Raw genomic sequence first — 16,888 nt, 5'->3', positions numbered from 1 at the left:
ATTTTTATCCTTATGCTAATGAACACACGATATCGCTTACTCATCGGGCTTGGTTGCCTGATAGGGTCAGTCTCAATGGCCCAGTCTACCCCGGAAATTGCGCTGCGGCTCTCGTTCAATACAGAAACGAACCGGTATGAAGTATTGGCTACGCCCAGTTTCTCGGCCCGCAACTTTGCCTGGGGCCCTTCGCAGGTATCAATCGTTTTACCTGCCGAGATGATCGACCAAACCTTATCCATCCGTAGTGTCCATGCAGGCTCATGGTCCGATAATTCGGTGGTATACAGCCCCGCCGCCTCGGCCGGTGCCGATTTTCACGGCCTGACCAGTCAGGGGGAGAAAATGGATCTGGTGGCCGGTCAGGAGTACGTGCTGTTCGACTTCGGTCTGAAGCCGGGTTATGTCGAGAATGTGCGGCTTTATGACGGGGCGAAAGACCCAAATTCAGCGCAGGCGGGTATGAAAGGCGGCGATTTTCGAAGCTATATGGCCGACGAGCGGGGCACCGACTACCTGAAGGTTAATGCCACCACAGCACCGCTGGTGGTCAAGGCCCAGGAAGCAGGCGAGCAGGCTACCCTGTCGGCCCAGGTGGTGGCTTACCCCAACCCGAGCGTGGGCAGTAAATTCCGGTTATACCTGAAAGGCTTCGACCCCCAGGAAACAGTGACAGTACGGCTGGTCGATAACCGGGGTACGATGTTACGTTCGTTTATGGAGAAAGTTGAAACGCTCGCAGGCCGGGAAATCGACGCTGGCGAAGCGGCCACTGGCTTCACGATACTAAACGTGGAACGCCAGCATAAACCCGAACGGCTTACTCAGAAAATCTGGTTTAGGTAGCCGCGCGCGAGGCGTGTACCGAAACGCTGAAGCAGTACAAACGCGTACCGTAACAGAGCAGGCTTAGCCCGGACCATCTGTGTTCAGGCCAGGCCTGCTCTGTTACGTATACGGTCCCCCCGTCTTTGCCATCGAGAACGCGGCCACCGGCCAAAGCAGAGCTGCTTCAGTGGCCGCTGGCTTCAGTAAACTGCCCTGATGGGGTATCGATGGAACGTACCCAGTATTTTTCAGGCCTCGCCAGCAGCCACACCCGTGGCTTATCCCAGTAACTGGTAGATCGTGGGCAGGTGATCGCGGTACGAAATGCCAAGCGGAATCTTGGCGTCGCCAATGAAGAAATTATTGTGATTGTAGCTGGTGATATGGTTCAGGTTCACGATAAACGATTTATGGACCCGCCGGAAATAGTGCAGGGGTAAGCGTTCTTCAAGCACCATAATCGGCTCATTGACGACGTCTATTTTTCCCTGGTAGTGAATCTTGCAATAAATGCCATACGCTTCAATGAAGTCGATCTGGGAGAAGGCGAATTTCTGGAGTCGCCGCCCTACTTTCAGGAAAATGACCTGACTGGTCACGATACTTTCTTTGTCGACCCGGATGCTCATTGCCCGTTGTATGCTTCGGAGTAACCGCGATTGGCTAAAGGGCTTTTGCAGGTAATCGGCTACATCCAGGTCGAAACAGTCGACCGCATACTGCGGGTGGGCACTGATCACAATAACGGGGGGGAAGGAATGTGCCGTTCTCAGTAACTCAAGTCCGTTCGCTGCGTTCAGTTCGATGTCCAGGAAAATCAGATCAAACGTATGCTGGAGCAGGGCTGTTATCGCCTGGCTGTAGGTAGAACAGATGGTAAGCTGACTGAAAATAGACAGGTCAGTCAGGTACTGTTTCAGCAGCAGGGCGGTAGGTTCCGAATCTTCGATGATCAGGCAGCGATACGTTTGCATGGTTCAGTTGAGCAGGTGTATGATCGCTATACGGGCGTTCCGGGCGGGGCGGGATAGTAGCGTTGATGACAGGCAGGTGTAGCCGTACGGGCCGGGGCCTGCACAAGGGGCAACTGAAGGCGAAACGTTGTTCCGTTGCCTGCTTTGCTGCTCACCGCCAACCGCCCGCCGTTACGCTCAATTAAATCCCGGCATAGGCGAAGGCCAAATCCCATTCCTTTTTCACCGTGGGTGCCCGGCTCAGACGCAGCCTGTGTGAAGAGGGTTTTCAGGCGCTGAGGGGCAATGCCTACGCCCGTATCCCGGATGTGCAACGTACCCCAGTTGCTGCTACGCTGGCCCCAGAGGGTAATCTCCCCGCCGACGGGCGTGAATTTAAGGGCGTTATCGACCAGGTTGCGGAGAACGGTTCTCAACTGATCTTCGTCTGCCCAGACAGGTATAGTCGGGATGATCAGGTTGTTGAGCGTGATTTCTTTGCGCATGGCCGTGCTTTCCGCCAGGTCGAGTACATCGTCGGCCAGGTCTCGGAGAAGCACTGGCCGAGGCTGCGAACGGAGTTCGTCCAGCTGCGTCAGTGACCAGTGAAGCAGGTTATCCAGGTTGTTGTAGAGGCGATCCGTGGATTTGCTGAGCTGCCGGGTCAGGTTTACAAAATCGGCCTGGCTGACCATATGTTGCTGAAGAAGCCGCAGTGAATCGTTCAGCGATGCTACCGGGCTGCGGAGATCGTGGCTGATGATAGAGAAGACCCGGTATTTATCCCGGTTGGCAACCGCCAGTTCGGCGGTTACGTCGGCCAGCCGCGCTTCAAGCTGCGCATGCTGCTGCCGCAATAGCTGCTCCGTGTATAGGGCCAATGGAGCCGATTCGGCCTGTTGCTGAGCCGGGCGTTCGCGTTTATGCGGCTGGTAATGGGTTAGCTGCCAAATAAAGAAGACAAACATACCACCGATGTTGCCCACCATGAACCAGAGCGCCGGGTTCGTAAACAGACCTGGCTGGTAAACCAGAATGAGATGACTGACCTGCCCGGCCAGCAGCAAACCGCTGATAGCGGAAACAGATAAAGCCCTAGTGCCCCATCGATAAGGGCTGTTTTTAGCGTGAAAGGAGACGTAGAGCAGCCAGGAGAGACCGACAAGCCAGACTATTCCCAGCAGAAATGTTCGGATAAGGGTGTCATGCTGATGGTAAACGGATGGATAGGCAAGCACGGCTGGAAATTACTAATCTGGAGAATGCATTAATTAAATGGTATTAATAGGTTGGAGATACAGCGATTGTAAGCATAAATAGTTTTCGGAAACGATACTTTTTCTACAAATAGTACCTAGCATTATTCTTGCCAAAATTAGACATATGAATACATGATAAAAGTACTTAACAAAACGATAGCTTCTGTTCGTGGTGATAAATGCTGAGTTTATATACGTATATATCCCGTTGATATATCTGAACTGAACACTAACAACTATAGAAAGCAGGCAAAGCTGGCAGTGCTCAGTTCGTGCCGGAAAAGGGGGATATCGATCAGTTTTAGCGCTTGTTGATGGGTGTATACAACGTTACCGATCGTTGTGGCTAGTAACTGGAAAGTTTGTTGATACAGGGAAGAAACTACCAGACACGGGCGTGCCTGGTGGTGCCCTTTCGGAGCGAAAGGAAAAGCAGGAAATAACTAAATCTATACAAATAGTAGACCAGTTTTTAGAGTGAGTATGTAGTCAAAAAGGAGAGGCCTGTAGTTGGAGCTACAGGCCTTCCGGAATTAAGCCAACACCCGAGGGTACTGACCCGTATCTTCTAGTCCTCTCGGACGGCATCTTCCTTTCTTCTTCTCTCTCAGGGGTTTCTTCCCCAACGTAACGTGCGGCTGCACGTTGTGTGCCCTGGCATGCCAGCGACTACGGTCGATGGTAGTCGTGCGCCTTTACATGTGTGTTTAGACGGATAGTTAACGTGGCGGTCACTCGCGTCATTGTTTACTCGCTCTTTTTTTTATCTGATTGACTTTTTACCTATACCACCAGCGTATACTACTATGAATAGAGTTCTACTCTCTGTTTACGGCCAGTTCTATACCCGGCTCCTGTGGCCGGTATTGGCGTATCTACCAAAGTGGCTAACGCAGCCTGCCAACGTTCTTCAGCGGTATTGGCTGGTGCTCGCTCGCGTGTGGCAGTCAACAAGTCCGCACGCTTATTTCGGTCAGACAATATTGACTTTCGGAATACTTATGATTGGCTGGCTGGGCATATCCCAGGTACAGGCACAGAATGGTCTTGCTTTCACGCACCGTGCTGATGACAACAGTGGGGCTGGTACAGGCCTGTTGATGTGGGTTAGTAGTGGCGACTATCTACCCGTGCCTGGTAGTGGGGTCGCTTTGAGATGCCAACTCAACTCGTCTAGCTCAACGGCAAATTCAGCCAGCACATCCCAACAACTACTTGTAAACCAGTAACGACCATGCAAAAGTTTTCCTTCCTAAAACTGCATCTAACCCACTTGCTCCCAGCACTTCGGAACGACTTTAAGGAATGTTGTGACAAAATGGATGCGTTTGTCAGGCTACCCGATAGCCCGGCATTTAGTTGGTTTCGGTTGGTTTGTGGTCTGTTGGTGGCCATGGGAGCAACCGCTGGTGTTGCCGGGCTGCATGTAGCGGACGATCTATTGTTGACCGATCCCAATAGCCACACCGCAATCAGCACGCAGGCCAACGCCAAGTCTCCGACTGCCGACGGTACAGATAAAAAAATAGGTAAGCAAACGCTCCCAACATCAGGGCCATCAGCCGGGGGGGGCGCTTCTGCAAAGGCGGCTGCCCTGGTCGATCCGGGCTGTATCGGTACGACTAATCTTAAACTCTGGCTTAAAGCCGATGCCAGTGTAACCACATCGGGCACTGTCGTTACAGACTGGGCTGACGCAGCCGCCCCGGCGAATATCGTTAGTCAGGCTACAGCGGCTAACCAGCCAGCTTATCAGGCAACGGGGCTAAACTTCAACCCTGGCATTAGCTTCGATGGCACGAATGATTTCCTGGGCAATACGACCTACCCTAACACAAATGTGTTCTCCGGCCAGAATAACTATACCTTGTTTTCGGTAATTATACCCACCTCTGTTTCGGGAAGCAGGGTTGCTGTGTCGTTTACTGCCAACCAGTATTTAGCTGTAACGTCTCCGGGAAGTACCTATCTGGTGGGAGAAATTGTGAGTCATATTGCTTCTCCTGCCAGTATATCGGTAACGGTTCCAGCCATCCAGACCGTTATGAAAAGTTCAACACTGGCCGGAGGGATGACCGTTTTTACGAATGGAGCGGCCAACGTTTTCAACAATACAACATCCGATCCGAATTACACTGCTACGCGGACGGGCCTGGGAATTGGATCAGCATCAAATACGGCATCAGCGTCTCCCTTTAGTGGAATCATTTCTGAAGTGATTGCCTACAGCAGCAGCCTGACTACTGGCCAGCGCGAGATCGTTGAATCTTACCTGGGGCTTAAATATGGTCTAGCACTGAATCATAACTACGTAGCCAGCGATGGGTCCGTCATTTATAATCCTTCAAGTTATTCAGCGAATATCACTGGCATTGGTCGCGACGATTGTAGCAGTTTGGATCAAAGACAGTCAAAATCTGCCAACAGTAAAGCACTCGTTACAATAGGGTTAGGCAATATTGCTACCAGTAATCAGACGAATGCCAATACGTTTTCGGCTGACAAGAGCTTTGTCGTTTTTGGTGACGATGACGACAATGCTGGTTTCTTTTCGAAAGCCGGAGCACCATCAAGCCGGAGAATACTGGGGCGAACATGGCGCGTAACAGAGACGGGTACGGTAGGCTCGGTTAAAATTCAGGTGCCTGATAACAGTAGTAGCCAGACTACTAAACTACCGGAGGAATCCAATACAGTTTATTTGCTTGTCGATGCAGACGGGAATTTCAGCAGTGGGGCTACCGAAATTCCCATGACGCTGAATGGCACAAACTGGGAAGCAGATGTAAACTTCACCAACGGGCAGTATTTCACCATAGCCACGCAACGTTCAGCCGGTTTAGCTCCTAATACCTATAACTATGCGGCCAATAACTGGGTAACTATGCGGGGCAATGGCACGGCCACCTGGCTCCAGTTCGATCCCGCCAATCCAACGGCCAGCCCCGCTATTAAATGTCTATCGTATAATGCGCCATCTAATGACAACACTATTTTTTATGGAGCAGCAGCAACGTATTCCGATCCAACGAACGGAGACCTGGAGCTATTTCTAACGCCAAACACGGTTAATGTCAATAATACCAGTCCATTAATAAGTGTTCGGAATCCAGATGGTACTACGCTGACCAATGGTAACAGCCTTAGTCACGCTTATGGCCGCACCCAGGGCCCGCTTTTTGTACCGGTACCGGGCGATCCCAATCGGGTTTATCTGTTTCATTCATCAAACGGTTTCACGTTTGGAGCGACACCAACTATTCAGTCAGGAGCAATCTTATATTCGGTCATTAACCTGGCCACCCGTACTGTCGAAACCAAAAACCAGGTTTTCATTACCAGTACGAACACGACGGCGGCACTCGCTGGCACACCACACTCCGATGGGGTCAGTATATGGGTGGCTGTTAATGCTGGTAATCAATTTATTGTCAAACGGATCACTGGCATTAACACCTCCGGTGCTACGCCGGTCATAGTTGCCGATGCTCAGGTAGCCACAACGCTACCATTAACATCAGTTTCAAGCGATGATTATGCTACAACGGGAATAACGTTTAGCGCAGAGGGAAACCGAGTTGCTATTGCAACGAGCGATAACTCAATTTCAAATGGACAAAATAGTTTGGTTTATGACTTTAACCGAACAACCGGCCAACTTAGTAGATTAAATGCCCCTTTTGATGCTAATGGTGGTGCCAGTGGCTTCCCATTGATATTCACAAAGTCGAGTAATCGCGTTTACTATGGTTATCAAAGCAAGCTGTTCTTCTACAGGATTAACCGCTATAATGGTGTATGTAACGTAATCGACACCTTTTTAGGACAGGATATTCCCTGTCTCGATCCGGCGGGCAACAGTCTATATACAGCTGGCTCACCAGTAATAACCGGTAATATCAACAATATTTACCGATTTGATAATTTAGATGCTGCGCTGCCAACCGTAACGTCTCTGCCGGTTCCACTGACCAGTTGCACATCCACCAACCACCACATAGGTACGAATTCGCTGACGGGTCCCCGGCCCATCATCTATCCTGGCCAGTTTACCTTTGGTAACGCTGCGCTGGCCACTACAACGGGGTCGTTTACGGCCAGCACAGATCTTGACCAACAAGGCACGATTACCCTGCCGGTTACGGGCGTTACAGCAGGTGAGGTGGCTATTACACTTAGTGGTACTGGCTTTAAGACAAATCATGCCCCTGTAAGTCTGACAGCCGGGCAAACTTCGCTCACGATACCTATTACCTACGATGGTTCTGATATAGGTTCCACAGTAACGCTTACATTGGCTTCGGCTCAGGGTTCGGGTACTTGTTCGGTTACAATTCCTATTCAGAAGGTGGCGGTCTCCCCCGGTCATGTGACTGCAAGCGACCTACAACTATGGTTAAAAGCCGATGCCAATCTAAGTGTATCGGGTACGGCTGTCACGGCATGGGCTGATGCAACCAACCTCACTAATATTGTTAGTCAAACAAATGCAGCTAACCAACCAACGTACCTAAGTTCGGGACTGAATTTTAATCCTGGGATTCGCTTTAATGGCAGTACTAACTTCCTGAGCAATAAAACCTATGGTGCCGAAAAGGTGTTCTGTGGCACTTGTAACTTCGCCGTTGTAGCCGTATCCGTACCTACCGCCGTTACGAGTACTGCTTACATGGTATCGTTCAGTACCCTCCAGTCTTTACGAAAAGCATCTGGATATAGCATTTTAACTGCAGAAAGTGCCTCACACCAGACTTCTGCTTTAAATGATCAGTCGGCTAATGTGCCAGTCATACAGACGATGGTAAAAAGCTCTACAGCGGCTGGGGGCGTTACTTATTTCAACAATGGAACTAACAAAGCGTTAATCAACTCAACACCTGATCCCGATTATACAGGCCTCGGCGGTTTTCCTGGACTGGCAATTGGGTCAATTTCAACTACCGCAGCCACTCAGCCTTATGACGGGATCATTACCGAAGTGATTGCCTTCAGTAATAGCCTGGCTACAGGCCAAGTCCAGAGCCTTGAGACCTATCTGGGTATCAAATACGGATTAACACTGGGCCACAATTATCTGTCGAGCAGTGGCACGACCGTTTACGACGTGTCGAGCTATTCGGCCAACATCACCGGCATTGGCCGCGACGATGCCAGCGGTCTGAATCAAAAACAGTCTAAAAGTGTCAGCACTTCGGCCTTAGTCACGATGGGGAACGGCAACACCATTGCTGCCGACAATGCATTGAATGCTAATGGTTTCGCTGCTGACCAGAGTTTTCTGCTGTTTGGCGACAATACAGGTAGTATCAGTTCTTTTGGAACTACAGGAGCACCCGCCAATCGAAAAATACTGGCCCGCACCTGGAAAGTAGCGGAGACGGGTACGGTCGGTTCGGTCAAATTACAGGTGCCGGACAACGGCAGCAGCCAAACCACCAAACTACCAACTGAATTAGGTACTGTTTATTTGCTGGTAGATGCCGACGGCAACTTCAGCAGTGGAGCTACCGAAATTCCGATGACACTAAACGGCACCGATTGGGAAGCCAATGTAAACCTGAATAACGGTCAGTTCTTTACGTTTGCTACGGAAACAACCCTATCGCTGACCGTCGTTAGCCCGGCCAACAACAGTCAGGTTAATCTGAATACGACTATTTCGGGCAGTGCTACGGCAGGCAGTTTGGTTACAATTGTTGGGCCGAGTAATGCGACCCTATGCACCACCACCGCTGTTAGCGGCCAATTTAGCTGCCCAGTGGCCTTATCGACGGGTCAACAGACGCTGACGGTGTCCGCAGCTCTTTCCGGCAGCACCGTCAGCCAGCCGTTGACGCTAACGGCGGTTGGTAGTTCACCGGCTTTGACCGTGAACCCTAGCCCGGATACGCAAACGGTTGCTTCCGGTTCGCCCTTCTCCGGTGGTGCCAGTGTAGCCATATCAGCTAACCCACAGGGCGGTACGCAACCCCTAACCTACAGTGCTTTCAACCTGGTATCTGGTTCGGCAACGGCAGGTACAGGGCCATTGGCTACCCCGCATGGTACAGTAAGCATTGATCCAACAACGGGTATCTATAGCTATACTCCAACAGCGGCCTATTCAGGGACGGATGCTATTGGTATCAAAGTATGTGATGCCAGCACGCCAACAGCACAATGTGCTTCAACCATTATTCCAATCAATATCACGTCAGGTACTGTATCTCCAGCACAAGGCCCCGGCAGTGTCAGCGCCAACCTGCAAGTTTGGTTAAAAGCCGATGCAGGCACCAGTTCCACCGCCAACGGGGCCGCCCTCACCGGCTGGAACGACCAGTCGGGCAATGCGCGACACCATACGCAGCCAACAGCCGGCAGTCAGCCCAAATTCAGAACCAACGCGTTCAACTTCAACCCGGCGGTTAGCTTCGATGGGGCCGATGTGCTGGTAACCGATGCCTTTGCCTCGGGTAAAGAAGCCGTTCACGTGTTTGCAATGGCCAGAGTAGGCGATAGCGGCTGGCGGGCAATGTATGGTTTTGGCCGCGACGCGACTCACGTGCAGTGGCTCTCTACGCTGCCTTCGGTCTGGACATCGGGCAACTACTATACGAGCACCGCCCTGGGGATCGACTACGGCGTTACCTCGTATATTCTGCCCAAAGACGGCTCGCAGCGGACTATTCACTGGAACGGGGCGTCATCCAACATCGCGGGGACGAATGCGTATTCATACAATACGAATAAAATGGGGGTTGGCTCCGATGTTACCAGCGATGGCCTGTTTTTAAGCGAAAATTTCCTGGGCGATATTGCCGAGGTAGTGATCTACAAAACGGGTACGCCCACCAGCAACGGGGGGCGGATGGCCACCCCCGACATTGACAGGATCGAAAGCTACCTGGGTCTGAAATACGGCACCACACTCTCGCATAATTATCTGTCGAGTACGGGCGCAACCATCTATAGCGTAGCCAGTTATTCGGCCAACATCACCGGCATTGGCCGCGACGATGCCAGCGGTCTGAATCAAAAACAGTCGAAGTCGATTGATGCCAGAGGATTAGTTACGATTGGCAACGGCACCGGTATTGCGGCCACCAACGCCCTGAACAGCAATGCCTTCGCTGCCGACAATAGCTTCGATATCGTAGGGGATAACGCCCAGTCGGCGACGTTCGGGCTTAGCTACGCACCAACCACCTTTACGCCAGCCGTTGTAGGCGCTTTTTACCGGATGGCACGTACCTGGAAAGTGCAGGAAACGGGTACGGTCGGCACCATCACGGTGAGCGTACCCGTCAGCAGCCGCGCCGAACGCCTGCTGGTGAGCAGCGACGGTACATTTACCCCCGGCGCGACGCAGGAAATTTTGCTCACCGCCGATGGCAACGGCAACCTGACGGCCCAGGTCGATCTGACCAACGGCCAGTTCTTTAGCTTCGGGGCGGTAGTGATTGCACCGGGCGGAGTTAGCTCAAACCTGCAAACCTGGCTCAAAGCCGATGCGGGTACCAGCAGCACCACCAACGGAGCCGCGCTGACGGGCTGGGATGACCAGTCGGTGAACAACCGGAACCACACCCAGACCACGGCTGCCTACCAGCCCAAATTCAAAACCAACGGCTTCAACTTCAACCCGGCAGTTAGCTTCGACGGCTCCGATGTGCTGATCACCGATGCGTTTGCCTCGGGCCAGGAAGCGGTTCACGCCTTTGCGATGGCCAGGGTGGGCGATAGCGGCTGGCGGGCGATCTACGGTTTTGGCCGCGATGCGACCCACGTGCAGTGGCTCTCTACACTGCCCTCGGTCTGGTTGAGTGGCAATTACTATTCGAGTAGTGCGCTGGGCCTCGATTACGGGGTTACCTCCTATATCCTGCCCAAAGACGGCTCGCAGAAGACCATTCACTGGAACGGGGCGTCGTCCAACATCGCGGGGACGAATGCGTATTCATACAATACGAATAAGATGGGGGTTGGCTCCGATGTTACCAGCGATGGCTTGTTTTTAAGCGAAAACTTCCTGGGCGATATTGCCGAGGTCGTTATTTACAAAACGGGTACGCCCACCAGCAATGGGGGGCGGATGGCCACCCCCGACATTGACAGGATCGAAAGCTATCTGGGTCTGAAATACGGCACTACGCTTTCGCATAATTATGTAGCATCTGATGGCACCACGATCTACAACGTAGCCAGTTATTCGGCCAACATTGCCGGTATCGGCCGCGACGATGCCCAGGGGCTATACCAGAAGCAGTCGAAAAGCATAAATACCCGGCTGATACAACCCACTGTTGGCAACGGATCGACCCTGACCAGTGCCAATACGCTTAACAACGGTGTCTTCACGGCCAACAAGAGTTTCCTGATCTGGGGCGACAATGCACAACCACGCAGTTACTCGGCGGCCTATGTACCCACAAGCTTTACCCCGGCGGGCGGCGTTGGCTTCTACCGCATGGCCGCCACCTGGAAAGTGCAGGAGACCGGTACAGTCGGTACCGTTGTGGTCGGTATTCCCAGTTCGTCGGGAGCCGACTATCTGTTGGTGAGCAATACCGCCAGTTTTTTGCCGGCCAGCACACAGGAAGTAGCCCTGACCTCGGATGGTAACGGTAACCTGGTTGCCAGCGTAGACCTGACTAACGGACAGTTCTTCACCTTCGGCGCACCTCAACGAGTACCGGGGGGCGTGAGCAATAACCTGACCATATGGCTCAAAGCCGACGCGGGCGTGACCACAAGCGGAACGCTGGTTTCTCAGTGGGACAACCAGGTGTTGCTGAATCCATACAGCCTGGTGCAGGCGACCGCTGCTAACCGTCCCGAATACATTACCAGCGGCAGTGGGCTGGTCAACTATAACCCCAGCATTTACTACCAAGGGTCGAAGGTGTTGTATAACGCCAATTCATTCATGCCGGGTACCTCGCCGTACACCTTCATGATGGCCGCACAGGACGAATCAGATGATCTTGGCGTAGGGACACTGCTATCAACGGCGGACGTATTCGATTATTTTGAATTCAATAAGCTGAACACCGGCACCACATCCAACGGCTGGAACCCGTATGGAGTAGGGGGTTCGCCCGATTTGGGACCATTTGGCAAAGGCAATAAATTTTCGCCGGCTGGAGGGGTCAATGGCTGGTATAACGGCACCGGCTACACGCGCAACGCGCTGACACAACATGTTCAGCCACAGTTACTTGGTTTTGCGTCGGCCAATAGTATAGCCTCATTCGGTACATCGATGGCGACCTGGACAGACGGTTATAAAGACACGCCCAGCTGGAGTTATATCGACGAGTCGGCCGGGTTGGCCGCCATTGTGCAGCCTCACTTCTTTAAGGAATTGTCTGTAGGAGCCGACCGGGGTTCGGCTGGTACTGAACCGTGGGAAGGCCCGATCAACGAGGTCATCATTTACGGCAGTAACCTGAACGACAATGAAGCGCAGCGGGTGAACACGTACCTGGCTATTAAGAACGGAGTAACGCTGGGGCAGGGGAACGGTATTGTTAATCGCAACGGGAGCAACGTTGATTACCTGGCCACAAACAGTACGGTTGTCTGGAGCGCAACGGCGAATAGTGCCTATAACTACGATATTGCCGGTATTGGTCTGGACAATGTTGAGGGATTGAACCAGAAACAGTCGCGTTCAGTAAACGCCGGGTTCCAGCCTGCTATTGGTCTGGGCACGGTTGAACTGTCGAACGAAACTAATTCGGGCGTGTTCGCCACCGACAAGAGTTACGCCGTATGGGGCAGCAATGGCCTGGCCTCAGACTACGCACTTAGCTACACCCCGCACAGCTTCACCGTTGCCGCTCCCGTTTATCTGATGAGCCGCATCTGGAAGGTGCAGGAAACGGGAACGGTCGGTACGGTCACGGTGAGCGTTCCCGGTAGCGCCACAGGGACGTATCTGTTGGTGGGAAGCAGTGCCAGCTCCTTCTCGGCTGGTACGGCCACTGAATATGCCATGACCCCTGATGGGACTGGTAACCTGGTTGCCCAGGTCGATCTGGCCAACGGGCAGTACTTCACCTTCGGCAGAGCGTCGTTTGCACCGGGTTGCGTGACCCCAAACCTGACCGTTTGGCTTAAGGCTGATGCCATTACAAACCTGGCCAGCGGCTCGGCCGTACAAACCTGGGTTGATTATTCGCCCAATGGCCTGAATCACACAAAGGTTAGTTTGGCAAACTCGCAGCCAACATTTACAGAAAACGTATTCAACTACAACCCGGCTGTCACCTTCGATGGCTCAGATGTTTTGATGACCGATGCGTTTGCGTCGGGGACCGATGCCGTTCATGTGTTTGCCATGACGCGGGTAAACGACAATAACTGGCGGGCTTTCTATGGGTTCAATCGAGACAGAACGCACGTTCAATGGTATAACAATTTAGCGGCCAACCGACCCTCCGTCTGGACGGCCGGGAGCGGTAACGATATCACATCGACGAATCTGGGAGTCCTTTCCGGAGTTACGGCCCATTTATTACCCAAAGATGGGACAGCACAAACCATAAAATGGAACGGTACGGCCGGGACAATCAATGCCTCCCCAATCACAACCTACGATTTCAGTACCAACAAGATGGGCGTGGGAGGGGATGCCGCCAACGATGGCAGCAGCCTGAGCGAAATGTTCCTGGGCGACATTGCCGAAGTAGTTGTCTACAAAACGGCCAACGGCGCGGCCATGAACGCCATCGATGTCAACAAGATTGAAAGCTACCTGGCCCTGAAGTATGGTGTTACCCTGTCGCACAACTACCTGTCGGGGGCGGGCACAACGATCTACAACGTGGCGAGTTACTCGGCCAACGTAACGGGCGTAGGGCGCGATGATTGCCAGCAACTGCTGCAAAAGCAGTCGAAATCGATGAATGGCGGGGCCAAAATGACCATTAGTATCTCGAATACGGTGGCCGCCAGTAATACCACCAACCCTGGCAGCTTCACCGTCGACCAGTCGTTTATCGCCTTTGGCGACAACGGCCTCACAGGTACGTCGGCCCTGTCGGCGGCGGCCGCTACGGGTTGTCCGCCACCACCCCTGGCAGATCGCTACACCAACCTGGCCTATAAAGTAACCGAAACAGGAACAGCCCCGGCGGCGTTCCTCCAGGTCGATGTGTCGACGTTTGGCTTCAACGCCACGTACCCGATCTACATGCAGGTGTTCAGCGATGCGGGGTTCACGACCCTGCTCGCCTCGGTGCCGATGAGCTACACCAACGGCACGGCCACGTCGCTCTTCGACTTCCCGGCCAACAGCACCAGCTACGTCCGGTTTGTGGGGAATACCATTGCGCCGGCCAATGCCTGTGTGGCTCCTAAACCGCAGACGTTCCACTGGAATGGCTGGTGGTATGGTACCAAACAGAAAGTGCTGCTGCCCAACTACATTCCGCAGTCGCAGTCGGCTACGGCGGCGATGACCATGAGCGTGACGGTATCGGATGGCGGCAACAACAACCTGCTCTATAAACCCGCCGTGGACTGGTGGCCGGTATTCGACGGGCATGGGCTGTTCATTCCGCGCAACGACAACAACAGCGCGTCGGGGCTACTCTCGCAGAATAACACGATCACCACCCGGATGCAGTTCCGGCAGGGAACGTCTACGTCGGTGGTATCGGCCAACACGGTGAACTTCATGGTCTATGACGTGGATGGCTGGTACTGGAGCCGTGACCTGGTGAAGATCTACGGCAAGCAGGGGGCTAATACCATTTCGCCCAAACTCACCCAGTTTAAACCCACGGTGGCCTGGGACCCCCTGCAACTGAACTACCAGGGTAATCCGCAACAGGCTATCGGGGGCTACTGGCCCTGGGATCTGAGCGCCTGGGGTCGGGTGTACGTGAACTTCGATCAGCCGGTGGAAGAGGTCATTGTGGAATACCGCAAGGATAATCGCTTCAACTTCAACGTGTATAACGACATGCGGATCGGGCCTGTGACCACCACCTGCCTGCCGCCCGTGCCGAAAGCACCGCTCGTCGACAACATCTATGTCTACAAAGAGGTATCGCCCAATCCGCAGAAGACCGACGAGAACGTCACCTATAAGTTCACGGTACAGAACACCAACTGCGCCACCAAAACCATTAACCTGACCGACAACCTGCCGGGCGGACTACTCTGGGTGGACAGCACGTTTGTGTACTCGACCTCGCTCACCGTGGGCTCGGTGAATGCCTATGGTGGCGCCCCGAACCTGAGCCTGAGCAATGTGTCGGTGCCGCCGGGAACGCACTATTTCTTTGTGGATGCCGTCGGCAGCACACAGGGCAACTATAACAACCAGGCCAGCTATGTGGTCACCAACGGCACCGGTGCCACGTACCTGTCCGACGATCCATCGGTGGCGGGTACGGCTGCCCAGCCAACGCCACTGACCCTGATCGCCAACGACCCCGACGCCCAGTTGACGGTGAGTAAAACGGTGGACAAAGCAACGACGGCGCAGAATACGGTAGTCACCTACAACTTCACGGTGAGTTCGACCAACGCGGTGTCAGCCGTGCAGACGACGTTCCAGGATATACTGCCCGGTGAACTGACGTTTGTGGGTGGTTCGCTGTCGGGCCTGTCGGGGGCATACACCAGCAGCACGGCCGTAGCCGCCTACGCTGGTGGCTCGGCCCTGACCCTGCGCGATTTGATTGTACCGGCCAACGGGTCGGTCACGTTCAGCATTCAGGCCAATGTCAACAGCTACACCGTCGGGGCTGCGGCCAGCAACATAGCCACGGCCACGCCGGATGTCAATTCGGGCTTCCGTATCAAAGCGGTAAACTCTAACGTGGTCAGCACGACCATTATGAACCCGCCGACGGTGACTATTCTAAGTCCGGCCAACAGCACCACCACGGCATTGAACACAACCGTGTCGGGAACGGCCACGCCGGGTGCCTCGGTGACGCTGACCTCATCGAACGGCGGCCAGCTTTGCACCACGACCGCCACGGCAGGCGGCACCTGGAGCTGTCCGGTAGCACTGACGGCCGGTCCGCAAACGCTGAGTGCCGTAGCCAGCAATAATGCAGGCACCAGCAGCCCGGCCACCGCTCAGATAACGGTGGTGAACACGGTGGCTCCGCTGACCGCCGGCACGCCACCAGCCCTGACGGCCACATCGGGTGGAACACAAACCGGCAATGCGGCGAGTGACCTGCTACCAAGTGGCGGCATGACTCCCTACACCTACAGCAATGACACGGGTAACTCGTCGTGCTCGGCCGTTTCGGGTGCTACGCAGCTGCCACCGTCTAACCTGACCGTGGCCAGTGGCACAGGTAGTTATAGCTATACGGCCCCAACAACCCCAGGTACGTACTACTTCTGCATTAAAGTATGCGACAGCAGTATGCCCACCCCGCAGTGCGTCACCAAAACGTATACGCTGGTGGTCACGGCGGCACCGGCCAGTGGCACCATCAACTGCACGGCTACGCAGATCATCGGGGCCATCAACCAGGGCACAGCGGGTAGCGGCGTCTTGAAACTGACCATCGACGTAACCAATACAGGTACGTTGCCGGTGCCGGTGAGCGGGTCGGGGATGTCGCTCCAGATTAATCCGACGAACCTGGTGGCTACGGCAACCGGTGTGCAAACGTTCTATGTGCCGGTCAACTACGACGGGTCGACGCTGGGTACGCTGACGGTGACCGTGACGGGCGTGGGTACGTGTACCTACAACCTGGCGGGTCAGACACCATCGGGCAAGAATCAGCCGGTGATGGATATTGGCGGCAGTTGCGTCGCGATCACACCAGCCACACTGGGCAAATAATCGGCTTACCGGACGAATCGGGTTCACCTCAATCGAACACA

Annotated in this window: 4 protein-coding genes; 2 read left to right on the top strand and 2 right to left on the bottom strand. The window is 53.8% G+C overall.

Translation table 11 applies throughout. The features are described 5' to 3' along the window. The first annotated feature begins 18 nt into the window (after positions 1 to 18). A complete protein-coding gene (locus tag ACAW75_RS01525; protein ID WP_370726895.1) occupies positions 19 to 846 on the top strand; it encodes a hypothetical protein in 828 nt (275 codons plus the stop codon). Positions 847 to 1,106: 260 nt separating this feature from the next. Here the strand turns inward: ACAW75_RS01525 and ACAW75_RS01520 are convergent, their stop codons facing one another. Both ACAW75_RS01520 and ACAW75_RS01515 read right to left on the bottom strand, forming a co-directional pair. Next, the gene (locus ACAW75_RS01520; protein ID WP_370726894.1) at positions 1,107 to 1,802 is read right to left on the bottom strand and encodes a LytR/AlgR family response regulator transcription factor; all 696 of its coding nucleotides are present in this window, start codon (positions 1,800 to 1,802) and stop codon (positions 1,107 to 1,109) included. Between the two features lie 26 nt (positions 1,803 to 1,828). After that, on the bottom strand, positions 1,829 to 3,019 hold the full coding sequence (locus ACAW75_RS01515) for a sensor histidine kinase (RefSeq protein ID WP_370726893.1): 1,191 nt from the start codon (positions 3,017 to 3,019) through the stop codon (positions 1,829 to 1,831). A gap of 1,255 nt (positions 3,020 to 4,274) precedes the next feature. On the opposite strand from ACAW75_RS01515, the gene ACAW75_RS01510 reads away from it, so the two are divergent. Further along, positions 4,275 to 16,847, top strand: a complete 12,573-nt coding sequence (locus tag ACAW75_RS01510; RefSeq protein WP_370726892.1) for a DUF8202 domain-containing protein — start codon at positions 4,275 to 4,277, stop codon at positions 16,845 to 16,847. Positions 16,848 to 16,888: the final 41 nt, after the last annotated feature.

The sequence above is a fragment of the Fibrella arboris genome (assembly GCF_041321095.1).
GTDB classification, from domain to species: Bacteria; Bacteroidota; Bacteroidia; order Cytophagales; family Spirosomataceae; genus Fibrella; species Fibrella arboris.
This window is presented reverse-complemented; position numbering and strand designations above follow the sequence as displayed.